The organism is Limosilactobacillus reuteri subsp. porcinus, from assembly GCF_036621895.1.
GTDB classification, from domain to species: Bacteria; Bacillota; Bacilli; order Lactobacillales; family Lactobacillaceae; genus Limosilactobacillus; species Limosilactobacillus reuteri_J.
In genome coordinates this window covers 1-1,290 of sequence record NZ_LN887485.1, presented here as the reverse complement: position 1 = coordinate 1,290, position 1,290 = coordinate 1, and the positions used below count along the sequence as shown (strand labels likewise).

The 1,290-nt window shown below is 33.7% G+C and carries 1 protein-coding gene; it reads right to left on the bottom strand.

Translation table 11 applies throughout. The features are described from left to right. Positions 1-1,126 (bottom strand): KxYKxGKxW signal peptide domain-containing protein (locus AACL61_RS08925; RefSeq protein WP_180977145.1); only part of this gene is annotated, 1,126 nt, incomplete at its 3' end. Between the last annotated feature and the right edge of the window lie 164 nt (positions 1,127-1,290).

Below are 1,290 nucleotides of genomic sequence, written 5' to 3'. Positions count from 1 at the left end.
ATACCTTGCCATTCTTATTTAAGAATTGATCAGTATAACGAGCGCCATCGGTTCCAAAGTAATAAGTGTGACCCCAATTCTTGTAATATTGGTCTTGGTACATAATTCCTTGATTATCAAAGTAGTATACCTTGCCATTCTTATTTAAGAATTGATCAGTGTAACGAGCGCCATCGGTTCCAAAGTAATAGGTGTGGCCCCAGTTATGATAAAACTTATTAACAACCAATGATCCATTTCCATCAAAGTAGAATAATTGGTTCTCATTTGCTGTTAAGAATTGATTTTTTAATGGAATAACTCCTTCATTATTAATCCAGTAGTTAATACCATTTATACTTTTAAGCTGGTTTTGAAGAAGCGCTCCATCACTACCGAAGTAGTAAGCACGACCCCACTTTACCATGTAACGGTTATCCCAACGGGCACCATCTGCACCAAAGTAATACGTACGACCCCAATTATTATAAAAGCTATTATCTAAACGACTACCATCATTTTGGAAGTAGTAAGTACGACCCCAATTATTATAGAAACGATTATCCCAACGGGCACCATCTGCACCAAAGTAATACGTACGGCCCCAATTATTATAGAATCCATTATCTAACCTAGCACCATTGGCTTGGAAGTAATACGTACGACCCCAATTGTTATAAAATTGATTACGATACAAGTCACCATTTTCCCCATAATAATAGGTACTACCATTAATCTCTTTAAAAGTATTCGGCGTTGATTTCTCTGGAATACTATCTTTAATATCTGTATTTTCAGCTTTAACATTAACTGGATTTGTTTGTTCTTCACTATTATTAGATTCAGGTTGTCCTTGATTAATCTGTTGACTTGAATCTATATTTTTATTCTCATTTATCGCTTTTTCATTAGTACTATTCTTGTTTGTGTCAGTAAAAGTTGACTCCGAATTAGAATCAGTATCACTAGTATTATCGTTTTTTACTAAAGAATTATTAGCATCAGAAGTAGATGTAATAGTATCTGCATCAGCTAAAACACTAGGCGAACCAATAGTAAGTCCTATCCCTAAAGCAGTAGTTGCGATTGCTGCACAACACCATTTTTTACCATCTTTATATAATTTAAAATGCTTTTTTATTTCCATGACTTTTCCCTTTCAATAACGTTTTACCTAAATAATATAAATCATCTTTTAAATCATTTCAATCAGATACTTAATAAAAAAGCGGTACTATACATTTTCAAATGTAAGCAGTCCATATTGACACGTTATTGACAGACAAAAAATCCCCGTAGAACCGTCCTTGA